13 protein-coding genes are annotated in these 18,778 nt (G+C 69.7%); 8 read left to right on the top strand and 5 right to left on the bottom strand.

All coding sequences use genetic code 11. The features are described 5' to 3' along the window. Positions 1-154 precede the first annotated feature (154 nt). The 4 genes from ACTJJ4_RS06835 (at position 155) to ACTJJ4_RS06820 (ending at position 8,511) form a co-directional block, all read left to right on the top strand. On the top strand, positions 155-4,810 hold the full coding sequence (locus ACTJJ4_RS06835; protein ID WP_440942834.1) for an ExeM/NucH family extracellular endonuclease: 4,656 nt from the start codon (positions 155-157) through the stop codon (positions 4,808-4,810). A gap of 142 nt (positions 4,811-4,952) precedes the next feature. Then, positions 4,953-5,465, top strand: a complete 513-nt coding sequence (locus ACTJJ4_RS06830; protein WP_285634658.1) for a DUF3817 domain-containing protein — start codon at positions 4,953-4,955, stop codon at positions 5,463-5,465. Further along, positions 5,462-7,048, top strand: coding sequence for a glutamine-hydrolyzing GMP synthase (gene guaA, locus ACTJJ4_RS06825; RefSeq protein WP_440942571.1), 1,587 nt, complete (start codon positions 5,462-5,464; stop codon positions 7,046-7,048). Before ACTJJ4_RS06830 ends, guaA begins: the two co-directional genes overlap by 4 nt. 5 nt (positions 7,049-7,053) lie before the next feature. Beyond that, positions 7,054-8,511, top strand: coding sequence for a glycosyltransferase (locus ACTJJ4_RS06820; protein ID WP_440942570.1), 1,458 nt, complete (start codon positions 7,054-7,056; stop codon positions 8,509-8,511). Between the two features lie 139 nt (positions 8,512-8,650). Here ACTJJ4_RS06820 and ACTJJ4_RS06815 read toward each other — a convergent pair whose 3' ends face one another. After that, a complete protein-coding gene (locus ACTJJ4_RS06815) occupies positions 8,651-9,316 on the bottom strand; it encodes a DNA alkylation repair protein (protein WP_440942569.1) in 666 nt (221 codons plus the stop codon). A gap of 162 nt (positions 9,317-9,478) precedes the next feature. After that, on the bottom strand, positions 9,479-11,446 hold the full coding sequence (locus ACTJJ4_RS06810) for a TPM domain-containing protein (protein WP_440942568.1): 1,968 nt from the start codon (positions 11,444-11,446) through the stop codon (positions 9,479-9,481). 186 nt (positions 11,447-11,632) lie between these two features. On the opposite strand from ACTJJ4_RS06810, the gene ACTJJ4_RS06805 reads away from it, so the two are divergent. Together ACTJJ4_RS06805 and ACTJJ4_RS06800 are read left to right on the top strand one after the other, a co-directional pair. After that, positions 11,633-12,055 carry a YciI family protein gene (locus ACTJJ4_RS06805; protein WP_440942567.1) on the top strand — a complete coding sequence of 141 codons (423 nt, stop codon included), beginning with the start codon at positions 11,633-11,635 and terminating at the stop codon, positions 12,053-12,055. A 1-nt stretch (position 12,056) separates the two neighbouring features. Beyond that, positions 12,057-13,331 carry an RNA polymerase sigma factor gene (locus ACTJJ4_RS06800; RefSeq protein WP_440942566.1) on the top strand — a complete coding sequence of 425 codons (1,275 nt, stop codon included), beginning with the start codon at positions 12,057-12,059 and terminating at the stop codon, positions 13,329-13,331. Between the two features lie 75 nt (positions 13,332-13,406). Here ACTJJ4_RS06800 and ACTJJ4_RS06795 read toward each other — a convergent pair whose 3' ends face one another. Together ACTJJ4_RS06795 and ACTJJ4_RS06790 are read right to left on the bottom strand one after the other, a co-directional pair. After that, positions 13,407-13,679 (bottom strand): GlsB/YeaQ/YmgE family stress response membrane protein, encoded by a 273-nt coding sequence (locus ACTJJ4_RS06795; protein WP_285634638.1) that lies wholly within the window; start codon positions 13,677-13,679, stop codon positions 13,407-13,409. A 177-nt stretch (positions 13,680-13,856) separates the two neighbouring features. Beyond that, positions 13,857-14,795 carry a Bax inhibitor-1/YccA family protein gene (locus ACTJJ4_RS06790; protein ID WP_440942565.1) on the bottom strand — a complete coding sequence of 313 codons (939 nt, stop codon included), beginning with the start codon at positions 14,793-14,795 and terminating at the stop codon, positions 13,857-13,859. A 91-nt stretch (positions 14,796-14,886) separates the two neighbouring features. Between ACTJJ4_RS06790 and ACTJJ4_RS06785 the strand changes: the two genes are divergently transcribed. Next, complete coding sequence (locus ACTJJ4_RS06785) at positions 14,887-15,864, top strand: glycerophosphodiester phosphodiesterase family protein (RefSeq protein ID WP_440942564.1); 978 nt, start codon at positions 14,887-14,889, stop codon at positions 15,862-15,864. A gap of 4 nt (positions 15,865-15,868) precedes the next feature. Here ACTJJ4_RS06785 and ACTJJ4_RS06780 read toward each other — a convergent pair whose 3' ends face one another. Beyond that, a complete protein-coding gene (locus ACTJJ4_RS06780; RefSeq protein WP_292700593.1) occupies positions 15,869-16,243 on the bottom strand; it encodes a YccF domain-containing protein in 375 nt (124 codons plus the stop codon). Between the two features lie 65 nt (positions 16,244-16,308). Between ACTJJ4_RS06780 and ACTJJ4_RS06775 the strand changes: the two genes are divergently transcribed. Beyond that, complete coding sequence (locus tag ACTJJ4_RS06775; RefSeq protein WP_440942563.1) at positions 16,309-18,777, top strand: ATP-dependent helicase; 2,469 nt, start codon at positions 16,309-16,311, stop codon at positions 18,775-18,777. The last annotated feature ends 1 nt before the right edge of the window (position 18,778 follow it).

The following is an 18,778-nucleotide window of genomic DNA, read 5'->3' as shown; positions in this document are numbered from 1 at the left end:
ATCGGATGACCGAAGCTCCAACAACGGCGAATCGTCTTGCCGGATGTCGGAGGCGAGCCCTATCGTCGCAACCATGCGTGTGCGCCCGGTGCACACGCCGCGCAGGTCCACGAGACCTGCGCTCTTTGCCCTGACCGAGGAGACAGCAGTGAAGATGTCCGCCCCCGGCGACGAGAACCGGACGGTTCCGCTCGCACAGCACAGAAACCGCGGGCGCACATGCGCCCTCGCCATGACCACCGTGTTCGCGCTGGGCTTCGGCTCGCTCGTCGCATCGCCTGCCTTCGCGAGCACCGACGGCACCGGCGTGGTCATCAACGAGGCGTACCTGTCCGGCGGCAGCGCCGGCGCTGCCTTCAAGAACAAGTTCGTCGAGCTGTACAACCCGACGGCGGCGGCCGTGTCGCTCGACGGCATGTCGCTGCAGTACCGCTCCGCGACGGGCACCGGCAACTTCGGCGGGGTCGTCACGCTGTCCGGCACCATTCCCGCGCACGGCTACTTCCTCGTCCAGGGCGGCACCAACAGCGGCACGTCGACTGCTCCGGCGCTGCCGACGGCCGATGTGACCGGCACCGCGCTGAACCCGTCCGGCACCACCGGCACCGTCGCGCTCGTCAAGGGGACCGCGCCCCTCGCACTGGCCGCGGGGAACGCCGCAGGCGCCGAAGGCGTGATCGACCTGCTCGGCTACGGCTCCTCGAACACGTTCGAGGGGGCAGTCGCCACGGCCCCCTCGAGCAACACCGACGTGAAGTCCCTGAACCGCACCGGCGGCAAGGACACCGACAGCAACAAGGACGACTTCTCGCTTTCGGCATCCGTCTCTCCGACCAACTCCAAGGGTGAGACCGGCGCGACCGACCCGGGCACCGACCCGGGGCCGCAGCCCGGTGAGAAGGTCTCCATCGCCGACGTGCAGGGCACGGGCGACACCTCGCCGCTGGTCGGCAAGACCGTCACCGTGGAGGGCGTCATCACGGCCGACTACCGTGTCGGCGGCTACAACGGCGTCGTGATCCAGACGCAGGGAACCGGCGGCGAGACCAAGACCTCGGGCAGGTCCGACGGCGTCTTCGTCTACCTGAACGGCAAGACCGTCCCCGGAAAGATCGGCGACCTCGTCTCCGTCAACGGCGCCGTCAGCGAGTACTACGGTCAGACGCAGATCACGCCGGCCTCGGCGAGCGACGTCTCCGTCGTCACGGCCGGTGTCGGCGTCCCCGCACCCGTCGCGCTGCCGACCTCCGTCGTCGGCACCGACCGCGAGCAGTACGAGAACATGCTCGTCGCCCCCACCGGCGACTACCTCCTCGCCTCCAGCCACCAGCTGTACAACTACGGCACCCTGTGGCTGAACCCCGGTGAGCTCAACGTCAAGAGCACGGAGCTGAAGCGGCCGGGTGCCGAGGCGAATGCCATCGCCGCGGCCAACCGCGCCGACCGCATCCTGCTCGACGACGGCTACAGCGTGGGGATCGGCAAGGCCGGTCACACCGGCGACCAGCCCTACTTCACCAAGGACGTCGTGGTGCGCAACGGCGACGCCGTGGACTTCGGCGGCAAGGGCTTCGTGCTGCAGTACGACCACGACGACTGGCGCCTGCAGCCGGTCACGCCGCTGAACAGCACCTCCCCGGCATCCGAGAAGGTCACGTTCAAGACGAACAACCCGCGTCCGTCTGTCCCGTCGGTCGGCGGTGACGTGCAGATCGCGTCGTTCAATGTGTACAACTACTTCACGACGCTCAGCTCGGAGAACCCCGATGCGCGCGGTGCGAAGGATGCCGCTCAGTTCGCGATCCAGAAGTCGAAGATCGTCGCGGCCATCAACGGCACCGGCGCCGAGATCGTCTCGCTGATGGAGATCGAGAACGGTCCCAAGCTCGGCAAGCCGATCGACACCGCCCTGGCCGATCTCGTCAGCGGCCTGAACGCCGCAGCCGGCTCCGAGGTGTGGGCCTACGTGCCGACGCCGAAGTCGCTCGACGACGCCGCGATCACCGACTACATCACCAGCGCGATCATCTACAAGAAGGCCGCCGTCACGCCCAAGGGCGCGGCGCAGACCATCATCGACGAGACCGTCTGGGGCAACGCCCGCGAGCCGATCGCCCAGGCGTTCGACATCGACGGACGCACCGTCACGGTCGTCGCCAACCACCTCAAGTCCAAGTCCGGCACCGGCACGCAGCCGGCCGACGGCCAGGGCTTCTTCAACGCAGACCGCGTCGCGCAGGCGAAGTCCCTGCTCGCATTCACCGAGAAGCTGAAGGCCGACAGCGGCAGCGACGACATGCTGCTGATCGGCGACTTCAACGCCTACGGCCAGGAGGACCCGATCGACGTGTTCACGTCGCAGGGCTGGCTCGACACCGTGCCGTCCAAGGCGAAGGGCCAGTACACCTACTCCTTCGACGGGGAGCTCGGCTCGCTGGACCACGTCATCGCCTCGCCGTCGCTCGCGGCGTCGGTCACGGGCGCCGGGGTGTGGGGCATCAACTCGCCGGAGTGGAGCGACCGCGGTTACGCGTTCGGCGCCACCGAGGCGGGCACCCCGTTCCGCTCCAGTGACCACGACCCGATCCTCGTCGGCGTCTCGGCCACGGAGCCCCCGGTGAGCATCGACATCGCCACGATCAACGACTTCCACGGTCGCATCGAGGCCGACGGTGCTGCGGCGGGTGCCGCCGTGCTCGCCGGTGCCGTGAAGTCGGTTCGCGACGCGAACCCGAACACGATCTTCGCCGCCGCCGGCGACCTGGTCGGCGCTTCGACGTTCACCTCGTTCATCCAGGACGACAACCCCACCATCGACGCGCTGAACGCCGCCGGCCTCGAGGTCAGCGCGGCGGGCAACCACGAGTTCGACAAGGGCTGGGCCGACCTGCGCGACCGCATCGTCCCCCGGGCCGACTGGGAGTACATCAGCTCCAACGTCTTCATGAAGGGAACCGACAAGACCGCTCTCGCCCCGTCGTGGGTGAAGGCCGTCGACGGTGTCCGCGTGGGCTTCGTGGGTGCGGTCACCGAGGAGCTCGACAACCTCGTCTCGCCGGCCGGCATCGCCGACCTCGACGTGCGCGACATCGTCGCCTCGGTCAATAGCGCCGCCGCGGCGCTGCGCGACGGAGACCCCAGCAACGGCGAGGCGGATGTCATCATCCTCCTGGTCCACGAGGGAGCCACCACCACCTCGGTCGACAGCATCACGCCCGACTCGGCGCTCGGCAAGATCGTCTACGGCGTCGGCAAGGACGTCAACGCGATCGTCTCGGCGCACACCCACCTCGCCTACAACCACGTCATCGACGGCCGCCCGGTCGTCTCGGCGGGCCAGTACGGCGAGAACATGGGCCTGATGAACCTGCAGGTCGACCCGAAGACGCACAAGCTGCTCTCGATCTCCAACGAGATCAAGCCGCTGGCGCACCAGAACCCCGACAAGACGTGGACGGCGAACTACCCGGCCATCCCCGAGGTCCAGACGATCGTCGACACCGCCAAGAAGGAAGCCGACGTGCTCGGCAACGTCAAGGTGGGCGAGATCACGGCCGACTTCAACCGGGCGCTGCAGAGCGACGGCAAGACGGAGAACCGCGGTGGCGAGTCCACCATCGGCAACTTCATCGCCGACGTGCAGCAGTGGTCAACCGGAGCGGAGCTAGCGCTGATGAACCCGGGCGGCATCCGCACAGTCATGGCGTACAAGGGCACCTCCGCGAGCGACCCCGACGGCAACCTGACCTACCGTGAAGCGGCATCGGTGCAGCCGTTCGCCAACACGCTGGTCACGCTCAGCCTCACGGGTGAGCAGCTGAAGGCCGTGCTCGAGGAGCAGTGGCAGCCCGCGGGCTCGTCGCGTCCGTTCCTCAAGCTCGGCGTCTCGAAGGGCCTGACCTACACCTACGACCTGAACGCCGCACAGGGCTCGCACATCACCTCGATCACCCTGAACGGCACCCCCGTCGACCCGGCGAAGTCGTACCTGGTCGCGGCGAACTCGTTCCTCGCGGCGGGTGGAGACAATTTCTTCACGCTCGCCAAGGGCACCGGCAAGAAGGACACCGGCAAGGTCGACCTGCAGTCGATGGTCGACTGGTTCACGGCCAACAAGACGGCGACCCCCGACCTCGGTCAGCGTGCCGTGGGCGCGGTCATCTCCCCGGCCGCCGGGGCCGACGGCTACAAGGCCGGCGACCAGGTGACGGTCGACCTCTCCTCGCTGGCGTTCAGCGCACGCGAGCAGGTGCCGACCGAGGTGGCGTTCTCGATCGGCGACACCCAGCTGGGCACCGCCCCGGTCACCGTCGCCGTGAAGGACGCATACGACGAGGCCGGTGCCGCGACGTTCACCTTCACCGTTCCGGCGGATGCCGCGGGCAAGACGCTCACGGCGACGCCGAACGTCGGCACGGCCGTGGTGCTGCCGGTGACCTTCGCCGCTGACGAGGAGCCCGGTGAGTTCGCCGGTACGATCTCGCTCGGGTCGAGCAAGGTGGCCGCCGGCCAGGCGCTGACGATCACCGGTGAGGGCTACCAGCCCGGCGAGACGGTGACGGTCCGGCTGCAGCCGAAGAAGGGCGACGCGATCGACCTCGGCACCGTGAAGGTCGGCGAGGACGGCTCGTTCTCGGCATCCGTCACCGTGCCCAAGGCGACCAAGCCCGGTCCGTACACGGTCTCGGTCTCGCAGGCCGACGGCGACGCCGCCACCGCGGCGGTCAACGTCAACCGCAAGGGCGGCCTCGGGAACGTCGTGCAGGGCATCGTCGACTGGGTCCTCGACCTGATCTCCGGATGGTTCTGATCGGGTTCGGCGCCAACTGACAGTGCAGACGGAGAGGCCGTCGGGAGCGATCCCGGCGGCCTCTCCGCGCATCCGGGGCCGGTCGCGCGCACGGCTCAGGGCGCGGGCGGGCGCGCCCGGCGCGGCCGCTAGACTGGTATCCATGCCCGAGCCGAAAATCGCCAGTTTCCCGGCGATCCGCGGCGCGCTGAAGTTCTATCAGATCGCGTCCATCATCACCGGCGTCATGCTGCTCCTGCTGCTGACCGAGATGATCGTGAAGTACTCGCCCATCCACCACGAGCTGTTCCTCGGCGGCTCCGGCGGATTCCTGTGGTTCGCTGACGTCATCGTGGGCGACGGATGCCAGTGGTATTCGCTGTTCGTCCCCGGTGGCATGGGCTGCAAGCTCACCAGCGTCGGCGACGGCGTGAACCTGTCGCTGGGCATCCTCGTCGCGCACGGCTGGTTCTACGTCGTGTACCTCTTCGCCTGCTTCCGGGTGTGGAGCCTGATGCGCTGGCCGTTCCGGCGCTTCATCCTGCTCGCCCTCGGCGGTGTGATCCCTTTCCTTTCGTTCTTCATGGAGCTGCGCGTCTCGCGCGAGGTGAAGAACTACCTTGCCACCCGTGAGGCCGCCGACGCCTCCCTCCCCGCCCCGGAAGGTGCCCGTTGACCGAACAGACCGAGACCCAGCAGCGCCCCGCGCTCGTCGTCGACTTCGGCGCGCAGTACGCGCAGCTGATCGCACGCCGCGTCCGCGAGGCGGGCGTGTACAGCGAGATCGTGCCGCACACGGCGACCGCTGAGGAGATCGCCGCGAAGAACCCGGTCGCGCTGCTGCTCTCCGGCGGCCCTTCCTCGGTCTACGAGGAGGGCGCCCCCAAGCTCGACCCGGCCGTGTTCGAGCTGGGTGTGCCGACGCTGGGCATCTGCTACGGCTTCCAGTACATGGCCCAGACCCTGGGCGGCGAGGTCGCCAACACCGGTCTGCGGGAGTACGGCGCGACCGACGCGCACATCCCCGAGAACGGCAGCTCGCTGCTCGCCGGCCAGCCCGCCGAGCAGAACGTGTGGATGAGCCACGGCGACCAGGTCGCCCGCGCCCCCGAGGGCTTCGAGGTGCTCGCCACCACCGACGCCACCAAGGTCGCCGCCTTCGCGAACGAGGAGCGCAAGCTCTACGGCGTGCAGTGGCACCCTGAGGTGAAGCACTCCGACCACGGCCAGGAGATCCTCGAGAACTTCCTGCACAAGAGCGCCGGGCTGTCCGCGGACTGGAACAGCGACAACGTGATCGCCGAGCAGATCGAGCGCATCCGCGAGCAGGTCGGCGACGCTCGCGTCATCTCCGCCCTCTCCGGCGGCGTGGACTCGGCTGTGTCGACGGCCCTCGTGCACAAGGCGATCGGCGACCAGCTCACCGCGGTGTTCGTCGACCACGGTCTGCTGCGCAAGGGCGAGCGGGAGCAGGTCGAGAAGGACTACGTCGAGTCCACCGGCGTGCGCCTGATCACCGTGGATGCCGTGGACACCTTCCTCGGCCACCTGGCCGGCGTCACCGACCCCGAGACCAAGCGCAAGATCATCGGCCGCGAGTTCATCCGCGCGTTCGAGCAGGTGCAGCGCGACCTGGTCGAGGAGGCCAAGGCCACCGGCGGCGCGCCCGTGAAGTTCCTGGTGCAGGGCACCCTGTACCCGGACGTCGTCGAGTCCGGCGGCGGAGCGGGCACCGCGAACATCAAGTCGCACCACAACGTGGGCGGCCTGCCCGAGGACCTCGACTTCGAGCTCGTCGAGCCGCTGCGCGCCCTGTTCAAGGACGAGGTCCGCGCGATCGGCCGCGAGCTCGGCATCCCCGAGGCGATCGTCGGACGCCAGCCCTTCCCCGGCCCCGGCCTGGGCATCCGCATCATCGGCGAGGTCACCCGCGAGCGGCTCGACATCCTGCGCGAGGCCGACGCCATCGCCCGCGAGGAGCTGACGAAGGCCGGCCTGGATCAGACGATCTGGCAGTGCCCCGTCGTGCTGCTCGCCGACGTCCGCTCGGTGGGCGTGCAGGGCGACGGCCGCACCTACGGTCACCCGATCGTGCTGCGCCCGGTCTCGTCCGAGGACGCGATGACCGCCGACTGGACCCGCCTGCCCTACGACGTGCTCTCGAAGATCTCGAACCGCATCACCAACGAGGTCAGCGAGGTCAACCGCGTCGTGCTCGACGTCACCTCGAAGCCGCCGGCGACGATCGAGTGGGAGTAAGCGCTGTGAGCGACGCCGCGCCGGGGGAGGGCATCTTCCCCGACGCGGCGTTTCTCGTCCTGTCGAGCCGGCTGATCCCCGGGCTCGACGGCGGCTACACCATCGCCACGGCCGCGCGCGCCCGGCAGATGGCTGCGCACGGCGCCGACGTGCAGGTGCTCACGGTGGATCCCGCGGATGCTGAGACGCACGCCGCGCACCGCGCCGAGTTCGCCCGTCTCGGCATGCTTCCCGCCGGCATCCCGCTCCGCAATCTCTTCGACGAGGCGTCGGCCCCCGGCGGCGGCGCCGCCGCGTGGCTGCGCACCGCAGCATCCGCCCCTGAACCTCCTCGAGTGAACCACGTGCCGCCGAGCGCACCGGTTGGCGACGTCGATATCCGGTCCACTCGTCAGGAAGTGGTGCACTCGTCGGAGGAGCCGGACTCCTACCGCGAGCTGACGGATGCCGAAGGGCGGGCGTACGCGGCTCTGCCCGTGATCCAGGGGAACCCCGATTGGCATCTGAGCACGGCGCCGGTCCGGGTGTACGACGAGGCCGGCGGGACCGTCGGCACGCTCGACGGCTTCGGCGGGCTGTACCGCGCCTGGCTCGATCATCTCGTCGAGGAGTCCGACCGCCCGGTCGTCGTGATCTGCGAGTCGCGCCAGCTCGGCGAGCTGCTCGCGGGCTGGTCGAACCCGAGGGCGCGCATCGTGCACGCGATCCACACGATGCACCTCGAGCCGCCGTACACCCCGGATGCTCCACTGAACGCGCTGTGGACGCGCTGGTTCGCCGTCAGCGACCGGTTCGACGCCGTGATCTGGCCCACTCAGGCGCAGCGCGACGACGTGCAGTCCCGGTTCGGCGGTGATGCCGTGAACCTGGTCTCGCCGCACGGCATCCGCCTTCCCGCGGTGAGCGATCACGTGCGCGAACCGGGACTGGTCGTCAGCGTCTCGCGGCTGGCCCCCGGCAAGCGCATCGACCACCTCGTGCGCGCCTTCCTCGCCGCGGACGTCCCCGGCACGCGCCTGGAGATCTGGGGCGACGGGCCGTCCACGGCATCCGTCGCCGAGCAGATCGCGGCCCTCGACGCGGGGGACCGCGTCGCGCTGATGGGTCGCACGGACGATCCGGCCGCAGTGCTCCGCCGCGCCTCCCTCATGGTCACCGCCACGGCGTACGAGGGGCAGGGCCTGTCCATCGTGGAGGCGCTCGCAGCAGGCTGCCCCGTGGTGTCGTACGACGTGCGCTACGGCCCCGGCGACGCGCTGCGCCGCGGAGGCGGTCTGCTGGTCCCGGCCGGCGACGAGCGGATGCTGGCGGACGCGATCCGCCGGGTGCTCACGGACGCCCCGCTGCGCGAGCACCTGGCCGCCGACGCGCCCGTGGCGGCATCCGCCTGGAGCGAGGACGCGGCCATGGCCGCCCTCGCCGCCGCCGCCCGCCTGGCGCTGTCCGCGCCGCCCCGTCGCTGACCGAGCCGCTGCCCGGTGGCCGAGTCGCCGCCGGGTGCGCACCTTCGCAGTTCTGCACATTCCCGCAGAGAACCCGCCGATTCCTGCGGAGCGGTGCAGATCTGCGGAGTTGTGCAGGTGCTCATCCCGACGGGCGCGGTCAGCCCAGGTGCTTCAGCGCCTCGCGACGGGACAGCGGGGAGAGCGGATGCTGTTCCGCGAACGCCCGCACCCAGTCGGGGTCGCTCTTGCCGAGGTCGCGCAGCGCCCAGCCGATGGCCTTGCGGATGAAGAACTCGTCGTCGCCGATGTTCGTGAGGATCGCGTACTCGAGCAGGTCGCGGTCGGTGGCGTCCTTCCGTCCGAGCTGGCAGATGATCGCCGCCCGCCGCACCCAGAAGTCCGCGTCGTCGGCCCAGATGCGCATCTCGAGCGCGAACCGCTCGGGATCGGCATCCAGCAGTTCGCGCAGCCGGTGCGCGACCTCGTCGACGTAGTCCCACCACGCGCCGGAGCGGATCATCTCCTCGTGCGCGGGCAGCGTGGCCGAGTCGCCGCGCAGGGCGGGCAGCGCCATCAGGGCGAGCGCGGCGTAGCGCTCCTCGCGCACGTGCGCCTCGCGCCACAGTGCGAGCGCGGATTCCTGCAGCATCGCGGCATCCGTCTCGCCCTTCGCGAGGCGCCGCACGAGTGCGCGCACGGCGGGCACCCGGACACCGAGGAACGGCATCGTGGACTTCATGTACGCCTGCTGACCCGGCGCGAGGGCCGGATCGGCGATCTCGCGCAGCTCCGCGCGGATGCCGTCGACGAGCGATGCGGTCATGGCACCAGGGTACGTCGTGTCGCAGAAGAGGTGGGTCGGATGCCTCGGCACCCGCGTGTTCTGGGACACGGGCACCGACCGGTCTCAGAAGGGAAGGGTCAAGAGCCCGTGCACCCACCCCTTGTGGGACACGCGGTCCCCCCCCCGGTGACCCGGCGCGCCTCAGAAGCGCCGACCGCCGGACCTCCCGGACGAGCGGCTCCCGCCGGAGGACCGGCTGCTGAACGATCGCGACGACGAGCTCGACCGCGACGAGCGCGAGGAACCGCCCCACGAGGAATGCGACGACCCGCCCCACCCCGAGGACGATCCGCCTCCGCCGTTGCCGCCGAAGGCCCCGGACAGCGCGCCGAACACGGCGCCGAGCACGATGAACAGGATGATGAGGCCCGCGCTGCCGTCCGCGAGGCTGAAGCCGCCCACCAGGCCGAGCAGGCCGCCGCCGAGCGCCCCGGCGATCGCCTTCCCGCCGCGCCCCTCGTCGTCCGAGCTCGATGCGGCGCGGATGGACTGCCAGCTCTGGCGCGACGAGGGTTCGTCGTACATGACCGGGCGCTCACGCTCGGAGCGAGCGTCGTCGGCCGCCGCCCTGCTGAACCTCGCGCCGGCCGGCGCGGTCGGAGCGCCGGTCAGCGCCTGCACCTGCGCGGCGACGTCCGATGCCGATGCGGCCAGACGCGCAGCCTCCTGCGGATCGCCGGATGCCGTGGCCGCCGCCAGCTGCCGCTTGGCCAGGTTCAGGCGGGTCAGCGCCAGAGCGTTCACCTCGCCCGGTCGGGCCTGCACGGATGCCTCAGCGGCACGCACGGCGGCCTTCGCCAGTTCCAGGGCATCGGCGCCCGTCTGCCCAGGAGCCGCCCCCGCAGCCAGGGCATCCGCCTGCGCCTTCACCGCATCTCGCAGGTCGCCCGCCTCGGCGAGCAGTCGCTCGATCTCGTGCACGGCCTGCGAGATCGCGCTCGGCTTGTGCGCCTGCACGGCCTTCTCCAGCGCTGCGAGCTGGGCATCGGCCGCGGCCAAGCGCCGTCCGATCTCGGCGGGGTTGCCCGTCACGCCGACCAGCGCGGCGGGAGGGAACGCCGCCGTGAGCACCGCGAGACGCTCGGCGGCGTCCTGCTGGATCCCCGTCGCCTCGGCGCGGGCGGTCCTCAGGCGGGTCAGTGTCGCAGCCGACCCCTCCGCCAGCGCGCGCAGCGAGGCGAGCTGCTGCTTGCGCCCGTCCAGGTCGCGATCGGTCTGCGCGCACATCCGGATGATCTCGTCGGTCCACGCGCGGGTCTCCGCAGGGGTGTCCTCCGTGGAGTCCTCCAGCTTCTGCAGCAGCTGGAATCCTCCGTCCAGTCGCGCGCGGCACTCCTTGAGCACCGTGGTGAACTCCGCGGTCGTCTCCTCGCCGAACTCCGCCGTGACGAAGCCCAGCTCCTGCTCGCTCGTGCGCACGGCCTCATCTGCCCGCACCAGCAGGCGCGCCGCGCGCTTCTTCTGCCCTTCCAGGGTGCGCAGCTCCGCGGCCGCGGCCGCACGACGACGCAGGTGCAGCACGAGGCGCGTCACGCCGAACACGAGGAGGGCGAGCGTGGCCACGCCCAGCACCCACACCCACCAGGGCCACGGGACCCGGTCGAGCTCCCCGGCGACATACGAGATGCCGCCCTCCCAGTCGTCATCCGCGAGGTAGTCGCCGCCGAGGTGATCCTCGATCTGCAGGATCCGGTCCTCCGAGAGCGGCCCCGCCTGCACGCCGTCACCGCCGTACTCGGCCGAGATCGCGAGGGTGCGCCCCTCGGTCGCGATGGCGAGCAGGTACTGGTCGGGGGCCAGATTGTTGCGCAGCGCGGTGGCATCCGCCCAGGCGAGCGCGTTTCCGGGGTCTTCGAAGTCAGGCACGAGGATCACGTACAGCTCCGGGCGGCCGTCCTTCGCCGCCAGGTCGCCGAGCTGCTTCTCCAGGCGGGCTTCCGCGGCGTCGCCGAGCACGCCGGAGGCATCGGTCACGAAACCGGGGTCGAGGTCCGGGGGAGTGGCGGCGGACGCCGCACCGCCGGACAGCAGAGCGCCGCCCAGTGCGATGCCGGCCGTCAGGCCGATCGCGCTCGCGACCGCAGTGATCCTCCCCAATGGTCCGCGCATGGACTGCCCTCCCGCTCGCGGGCCGATCTGCGATCGGGCCCTCCTCCGTGACCACCATCATGGCAGGAAGCGATTCTCGAAAGATTTCTCGCGAGGTTGTCGATCCAGCGCCTTCTCGTTCGACGTCTTCAATGAGAGGGTCGAGACACGGCCCGTGTGATGAACGACCGAACAAGGAGAACCACCATGAAGTACATGCTGATCATGCGCGCGACCGACGAGGGCGTGGAGCTGTTCAAGAGCATCCCGTTCGAGCAGGTGATCGAGGCCATGGGCAAGTACAACGAGTCGCTGATCAAGGCCGGCGTGATGGCCGCAGGTGAGGGTCTGACCGATGCGGAGGAGGGCGTGGTGGTCGACTTCTCGTCGCAGCCGCCGCTCGTGACCGATGGCCCCTACGGCGAGACCAAGGAGCTGTTCAACGGCTTCTGGATCCTGGACGTGGCGTCGAAGGAGGAGGCCGTGGAGTGGGCCAAGCGCTGCCCGCTCGGACCCGGCAGCAAGCTGGAGATCCGTCGCGTGACCGATGCCTCCGACTTCCCGGAGGACAACGAGTGGATCGAGAAGGAGAAGCAGTGGCGTGCGGATGCCGAGGCATCCGAGGCCTGAGATGAACGCAGACGTCACGGCGCGCCCCGCATCGCAGGAAGCGGCGGGGCGTGCCGTCGCGGCTGTGTGGCGCATCGAGTCCGCGAAGATCGTCGCGACGCTCACCCGGATGACCGGCGACTTCGCGCTCGCCGAGGATCTCGCCCAGGAGGCGCTCGCCGAGGCGCTGGAGCAATGGCCGGAGGCCGGTGTTCCCCGCAATCCGGCAGCGTGGCTGACCGCGGTGGCCAAGCGCCGCGCGATCGACGGCTGGCGCCGCCAGGAGCGGTACGACGACAGGATCGCGGCGATCGCGCACGATCTCGAGCGCGAGCAGGATGAGGCATCCGACGCCCTGCCGTGGGATCCGGATGCCATCGACGACGACGTGCTGCGCCTGATCTTCATCGCCTGCCACCCCGTGCTCTCCCGTGAGGCGCAGGTCGCGCTCACCCTCCGGGTGGTCGGGGGTCTGGGCAGCGAGGAGATCGCCCGCGCCTTCCTCGTGCCCGTGGCCACGGTGCAGCAGCGCGTCGTGCGTGCGAAGAAGACGCTCGGCGCAGCGCACGCCCCGTTCGAGCTGCCGCCGCGCGAGGAGTTCGGCTCACGCCTGAGTGCCGTACTGGGGGTGCTCTACCTGATCTTCAACGAGGCGCACACGGCCAGCGGCGGGGAGGACTGGATGCGGCCCGACCTGGGGCGGGAGGCCGTGCGACTGGCCCGTGTCCTCGCGGGCCTCGTGCCACGGGAACCCGAGGTGCACGGCCTGCTCGCGCTCATGGAGCTGACGGCAGCGCGTTTTCCCGCCCGCGTCGACCGTCGCGGCGATCCCGTGCTGCTCGCCGATCAGGACCGCACGCGCTGGGACCGCGGCGCGATCGCCCGCGGCCGCGCGGCGCTCGCACGGGTCGACGCGCTCGGGAGGGGACGAGGCGGGTACGCCCTGCAGGCGTCCATCGCCGAGTGCCACGCCGTCGCGACATCCGTCGAACAGACCGACTGGGATCGCATCGTCATGCTCTACGAGGCGCTCGGCCGGCTCACGCCCTCGCCGGTGATCGAGTTGAATCGCGCGGCCGCCGTGGCGATGGCGACGGGCGCGGCATCTGCGCTGCGCATCGTCGACCAGCTGGTCGCGGCGGGGGAGCTGCGCGGCTACCACCTGCTGCCGGCGACCCGCGGCGAGCTGCTGCTGCGGCTCGGACGCGACGACGAGGCGCGTGCGGAGTTCGCCGCCGCGGCGCGGCTGGCGGGCAATGACCGCGAGCGGGCGCTGCTGGAGGCCAAGGCGCGCTGAACACGCGGCCGGTTCCGCCGGACACGCGAAAGGGGAGGCGGACCCCTCGATCCGCCTCCCCCTCGAGTGCGACTCCTACGCGCGGCTGCGATCCCCGCGGCCCACGATGAGACCGTAGATCAGCAGCACGATGATCGATCCGCCGATGGCCAGGAGCCAGGTCGACAGGTTCCAGAACCCGTTCAGGTCGACGTTGAACAGCAGACCACCCAGCCAGCCGCCGAGCAGAGCGCCGACGACGCCGAGGAGCAGAGTGACGAACCATCCGCCGCCCTGCTTGCCGGGGAGGATCAGCTTGGCGATGGCGCCGGCGATCAGGCCGAGGAGAAGGAATCCGAGGAAGCTCATGGGAGTCTCCGTTCTGTAGGTGCGTCCGGGGTGTCCGGGCACCACCAGAATGCCTTAGACGAACGTCTAGATCTACCCCCTTGCGCACGAGTTCAGGAATGCGCTATCAGCCTGCTGTGACAAGCAGAACGGCCGCCCTCCGAGGAGAGCGGCCGTTCAGAGCGTGCGGATCGAAGGTCAGTCGTTGCCGCGCAGGATCGCGAGGATGCGCAGGATCTCGACGTACAGCCAGACCACGGTCACCATGATGCCGAAGGCGCCCATCCAGCCGTACTTGCGGGGAGCGCCGTTGCGCACGCCCTGCTGGATACTGTCGAAGTCCATCACCAGCGAGTACGCGGCGAGGAACACCACGAAGACGCCGATGATGACGCCGAGCGGGATGCCGGCGATCTCGACGCTTCCGCGCAGGCCCCAGGCGTTGTCGTTGACGCCGGTCCACATCAGGATGAGGTTCAGGATGGAGAACGCCATGTAGCCGAACATCGCGATCATGAAGATCTTGGTCATCTTCGCGCTGGCACGCACCTTGCCGCTGGCGAACAGTGCGAGCGTGACGCCGACGACGGCGACCGTCGCGAGGGTCGCCTGCATGACGACGCCGGGGTAGACCATCTCGAAGAACGCCGAGATGCCGCCGACGAAGAGACCCTCGAAGGCCGCGTATGCGAAGATCAGCGCCGGGCGGACCTTCTTGCGCGAGGTGAAGATGACGACCATGGCGAGCACGAAGCCGCCGAGCGCGCCGACGATCCACGGGGTCAGGTTCGCCTGGCCGGCAGCGGAGCCGGCGACCGTCCAGACCCAGCCGACGGCCGCGGCCACGAGCAGGATGCCGAACAGGCCGGCGGTCTTCCAGATCGTGTCCTCGACCGTCATGCGGTCGGTCTCGATGGCGCCAGCGGCCGGAGCCGCGTACATGCCCTCGAGGTTCGCCTGCGCGGCGGCGTTGATGCCCGCCTGCTGGAACGCGGCGGTCTGTCCGGCGGCGCCGGGCGGGGGCGGCGGGGCGTACTGGCCCTGCTGACCGGGCTGCTGGGGCGCGCCGGGGTACGTGGCGACGTTCCGCGGATCCTGCTGCTGGAACGCGGGGGTGTTGAAGACGAAATTGCTCATGGTGGGTGGCCTCTACTCCCGAGGGATCGGTCAACTCTTTCCTCAACGATAGTGGCGCATGCCTATGAACGGGGTGCTTTACGCTGAGAGCGTGCCCAGGACCTCCCCTCTGATCATCGGGCACCGCGGTGCGCCCGGCTACCGTCCTGAGCACAGCCGCTCGTCGTATGAGCTGGCGTTCGCGCTGGGCGTCGACGCCGTGGAACCCGATGTGGTCGCCACGAAGGACGGGGTGCTGGTCATCCGGCACGAGAACGAGATCTCCGGCACGACCGACGTCGCGCAGCATCCGGAGTTCGCCGATCGGCGCACGACCAAGCGGATCGACGGGGAGACCCTCACGGGCTGGTTCACCGAGGACTTCACCTGGGCGGAGCTGTCCACGCTGCGCGTCCGGGAGCGGCTCCCCAGGGTCCGCACGTCCAGCACGACCTTCGACGACGCGCAGCCGATCCTGCGGCTGCCCGACCTGCTCGAGCTGATCAGCGAGGCATCCGTCGAGCACGGCCGGGAGATCGGCCTGGTGCTCGAGGTCAAGCACGCGACTTACTTCGAGGGTGCGGGACTCGATCTGGTCCCGCTGATCGAGCGCGACCTGCGCGCCGGCGGCTGGGCGGCCGGAGAGCTGCCTCTGGTCATCGAGTCGTTCGAGTCGACGGTGCTGGATCGGCTGCGGGCGACCGGCATCGCGGCGACGTTCATCTACCTGATCGAGGCGAGCGGCAAGCCGTTCGACCTGGTCACCTCGATGGGCGCGTCGGCTCCGGACTACGCCTCCGTCGTCACGCCCGCGGGTCTGGACGCGCTGCGCGCGGACGGCATCAGCGTCAACAAGCGGATGCTGCTGCAGCCGGGCAACACGATCGTGCCGGACGCGCACGCCCGCGGCCTGCGCGTGTTCACCTGGACGTGCCGCCCGGAGAACCAGTTCCTGTCGCCGCGGTTCCGCGCCGGAGGCGGGAAGGCCGCCTTCGGCGATTACGAGGGGGAGTGGCGGGTGATCGCCGACACCGGCGTCGACGGCGTGTTCGTCGACCACCCCGACCTGGGCGTGGCGTTCTTCCGCTGAGGCGTCAGCGGCTGGTGACGATCTCCTTGCCGAGGGGCATCAGCGACACGGGGACGAGCTTGAAGTCGGCGATGCCCATCGGGATGCCGATGATCGTCACGCACATGGCGATGCCCGAGACGATGTGGCCGATCGCCAGCCACCAGCCGGCCAGCACGACCCAGATCACGTTGCCGAGCGCCGAGCCCAGACCCGCGGTCGGCTTGTCCACCACCTGACGGCCGAACGGCCACAGCGAGTACTTCCCGATGCGGAACGCCGCGATCGCCCACGGGATCGTGATGATCGGGATGCACAGGATGATGCCGGCGAGCATGTAGCCGAGGAAGTGCCAGAACCCGCCGAGGACAACCCAGATGATGTTGAGGATCGTGCGCATGCCGTGATTCTCGCACGCCTGCTCGGGAGGCCGCTGTCGGAGCCGCCGCCTAGACTCGAAGGGCCATGACCGACGCTCCACTCATCGTCCCCGCATCCTCCGGCCCGCGCTCCTCCGACGGGTCCGACGAGCTGCTCTCGGGCCTCAACCCGCAGCAGCTCGAGGCCGTCACCTACCGCGGGAACGCGCTGCTCATCGTCGCCGGCGCCGGATCGGGCAAGACCAGCGTGCTCACGCGCCGGGTCGCGCTGCTGCTGCGCCGCCGCGAGGCCTGGCCCAGCCAGATCCTGGCGATCACGTTCACCAACAAGGCCGCCGGCGAGATGCGCGAGCGCGTCGAGGGACTCGTCGGCGACGTCGCGCGCGGCATGTGGATCTCCACCTTCCACTCCGCGTGCGTGCGCATCCTGCGACGCGAGGCCGAGCAGTTCGGCTTCACCAAGTCGTTCACCATCTACGACTCCGGCGACTCGCGCGCGCTGCTCAAGCGCCTGGTCAAGGAGCACGAGGCGGATGCCTACGGACTCACGCCCGGGGCGGTGCAGTCCCGCATCTCCAAGCTCAAGAACGAGCTGCTCGATGCCGAGGGCCACGCCCGCCAGGCGAACATGTCCGACCCCGCCGAGCGCAAGTTCGTCGACATCTTCACCGACTACCAGCGGGCGCTGCAGAAGGCCAACGCCTTCGACTTCGACGACCTCATCGCGCAGACCGTGTTCCTGTTCCGCGCGTTCCCGAAGGTGGCGAACACCTACCGCCGACGGTTCCGGCACATCCTCGTGGACGAGTACCAGGACACCAACCACGCCCAGTACTCGCTGATCCGCGAGCTCACCAAGCCGGTCGACACCTCTGCGGAGTCGGGCACCGCATTCGAGTCGAACGGCATGATGATCTTCGAACCGGATGCCCCCGCACCGGACGCCGAGGGGGAGGGTGCCTCGCTCACCGTGGTCGGCGACTCCGACCAGTCGATCTACGCGTTCCGCGGCGCGGACATCCGCAACATCACCGAGTTCGAGCGCGACTTCCCCGGCGCGAAGGTCGTGCTGCTCGAGCAGAACTACCGCTCCACCCAGAACATCCTGTCCGCGGCGAACGCCCTGATCGGCAACAACTTCGACCGCAAGGCGAAGAACCTGTGGAGCGACAAGGGCCCGGGCGAGAAGATCATCGGCTTCACCGGCTACTCGCAGCACGACGAGGCCCAGTTCGTCGCCGATGAGGTCGAGCAGCTGCGCCGCTCGGGGGTTCCGTACGCCGAGATGGCCGTCTTCTACCGCACCAACTCGCAGTCCCGCGCACTGGAGGAGATCTTCATCCGCGCGGCCGTGCCGTACAAGATCATGGGCGGCACGAAGTTCTACGAGCGCGCCGAGATCAAGGACGCGCTGGCCTACCTGGTCGCCGTCGCCAACCCGGCCGACGAGATGGCGGTGCGCCGCATCCTCAACCGGCCGCGACGCGGCATCGGCGGCGTGACCGAGGCATCGATCGCGATGTTCGCCGAGCAGCACGGCATCAGCTTCCGCGAAGCGCTCCGGCATCCCTCCGAGCTCGGCGTGGGCCCGAAGCTGCAGGCATCGATCGCGCAGTTGGACGCCGTGCTGTCCGAGGCCGCCGAGATCCTGCAGCCGTCCTCCGGCGAGGTCCCGCCGTCGACCTCGGTCGCCGACGGGCTGACCGTGCTGCTGGAGCGGAGCGGCTACTTCGAGTCGTTGCGCGCCAGCCGCGATCCACAGGACGAGGCGCGGCTGGAGAACCTCGACGAGTTCGTCGCCGTCGCCCGCGACTTCGCCCGCAACAACCCCGACGGCACGATCGTCGACTTCCTCACCGAGGTCGCGCTGGTGTCGGATGCCGATGACCTGGACGACGAGTCGGGTGTGGTCTCGCTCATGACCATGCACACCGCCAAGGGCCTGGAGTACGACGCGGTGTTCGTCACCGGTGTCGAGGAGGATCTGATCCCGCATCGCATCTCGGCGGGGGAGCCTGGCGGCCCGCAGGAGGAGCGTCGGCTGTTCTACGTGGGCATCACCCGTGCCCGCAAGCGCCTGCACCTCTCGCTGGCGATGACCCGCGCCCAGTTCGGCGAGGTGTCCGTCGCGATGCCCAGCCGCTTCCTGCAGGAGATCCCGGCCGATCTCATCGACTGGCGGCAGTCGCCGGGCGACGTCAACTCCCGCGGGGGCATGCAGTCGCGTGCGCTGAACGCCCGCAAGTCCGGCGGGTGGGGCTCCTCCGGTGGCGGCTCGGGCGACCGGTTCGGGGTCAAGGCGCTGCCCAAGCGCGACTCCCTCAAACCGCTGTCGACCGCTATGGACCGCTTCCCGAACAAGGTCACCGCGAAGGTGAGGGACAACGGAGATCTCGAGCTGGCGGCGGGCGACCGCATCCGTCACGACGACTTCGGTGAGGGGCGCGTCGAGGCGGTCACCGGAGAGGGCGCGAAGCGCATCGCGCACGTGCGGTTCGATGCGGCCGGGCAGAAGAAGCTGCTGATCAAGATCGCACCGATCGTCAAGCTGTAAT

Source organism: Microbacterium sp. 22195 (assembly GCF_052056515.1).
Lineage (GTDB): Bacteria > Actinomycetota > Actinomycetes > Actinomycetales > Microbacteriaceae > Microbacterium.
The sequence above is the reverse complement of the archived record's forward strand: the minus strand, read 5'-3'. Positions and strand labels throughout refer to the sequence as shown.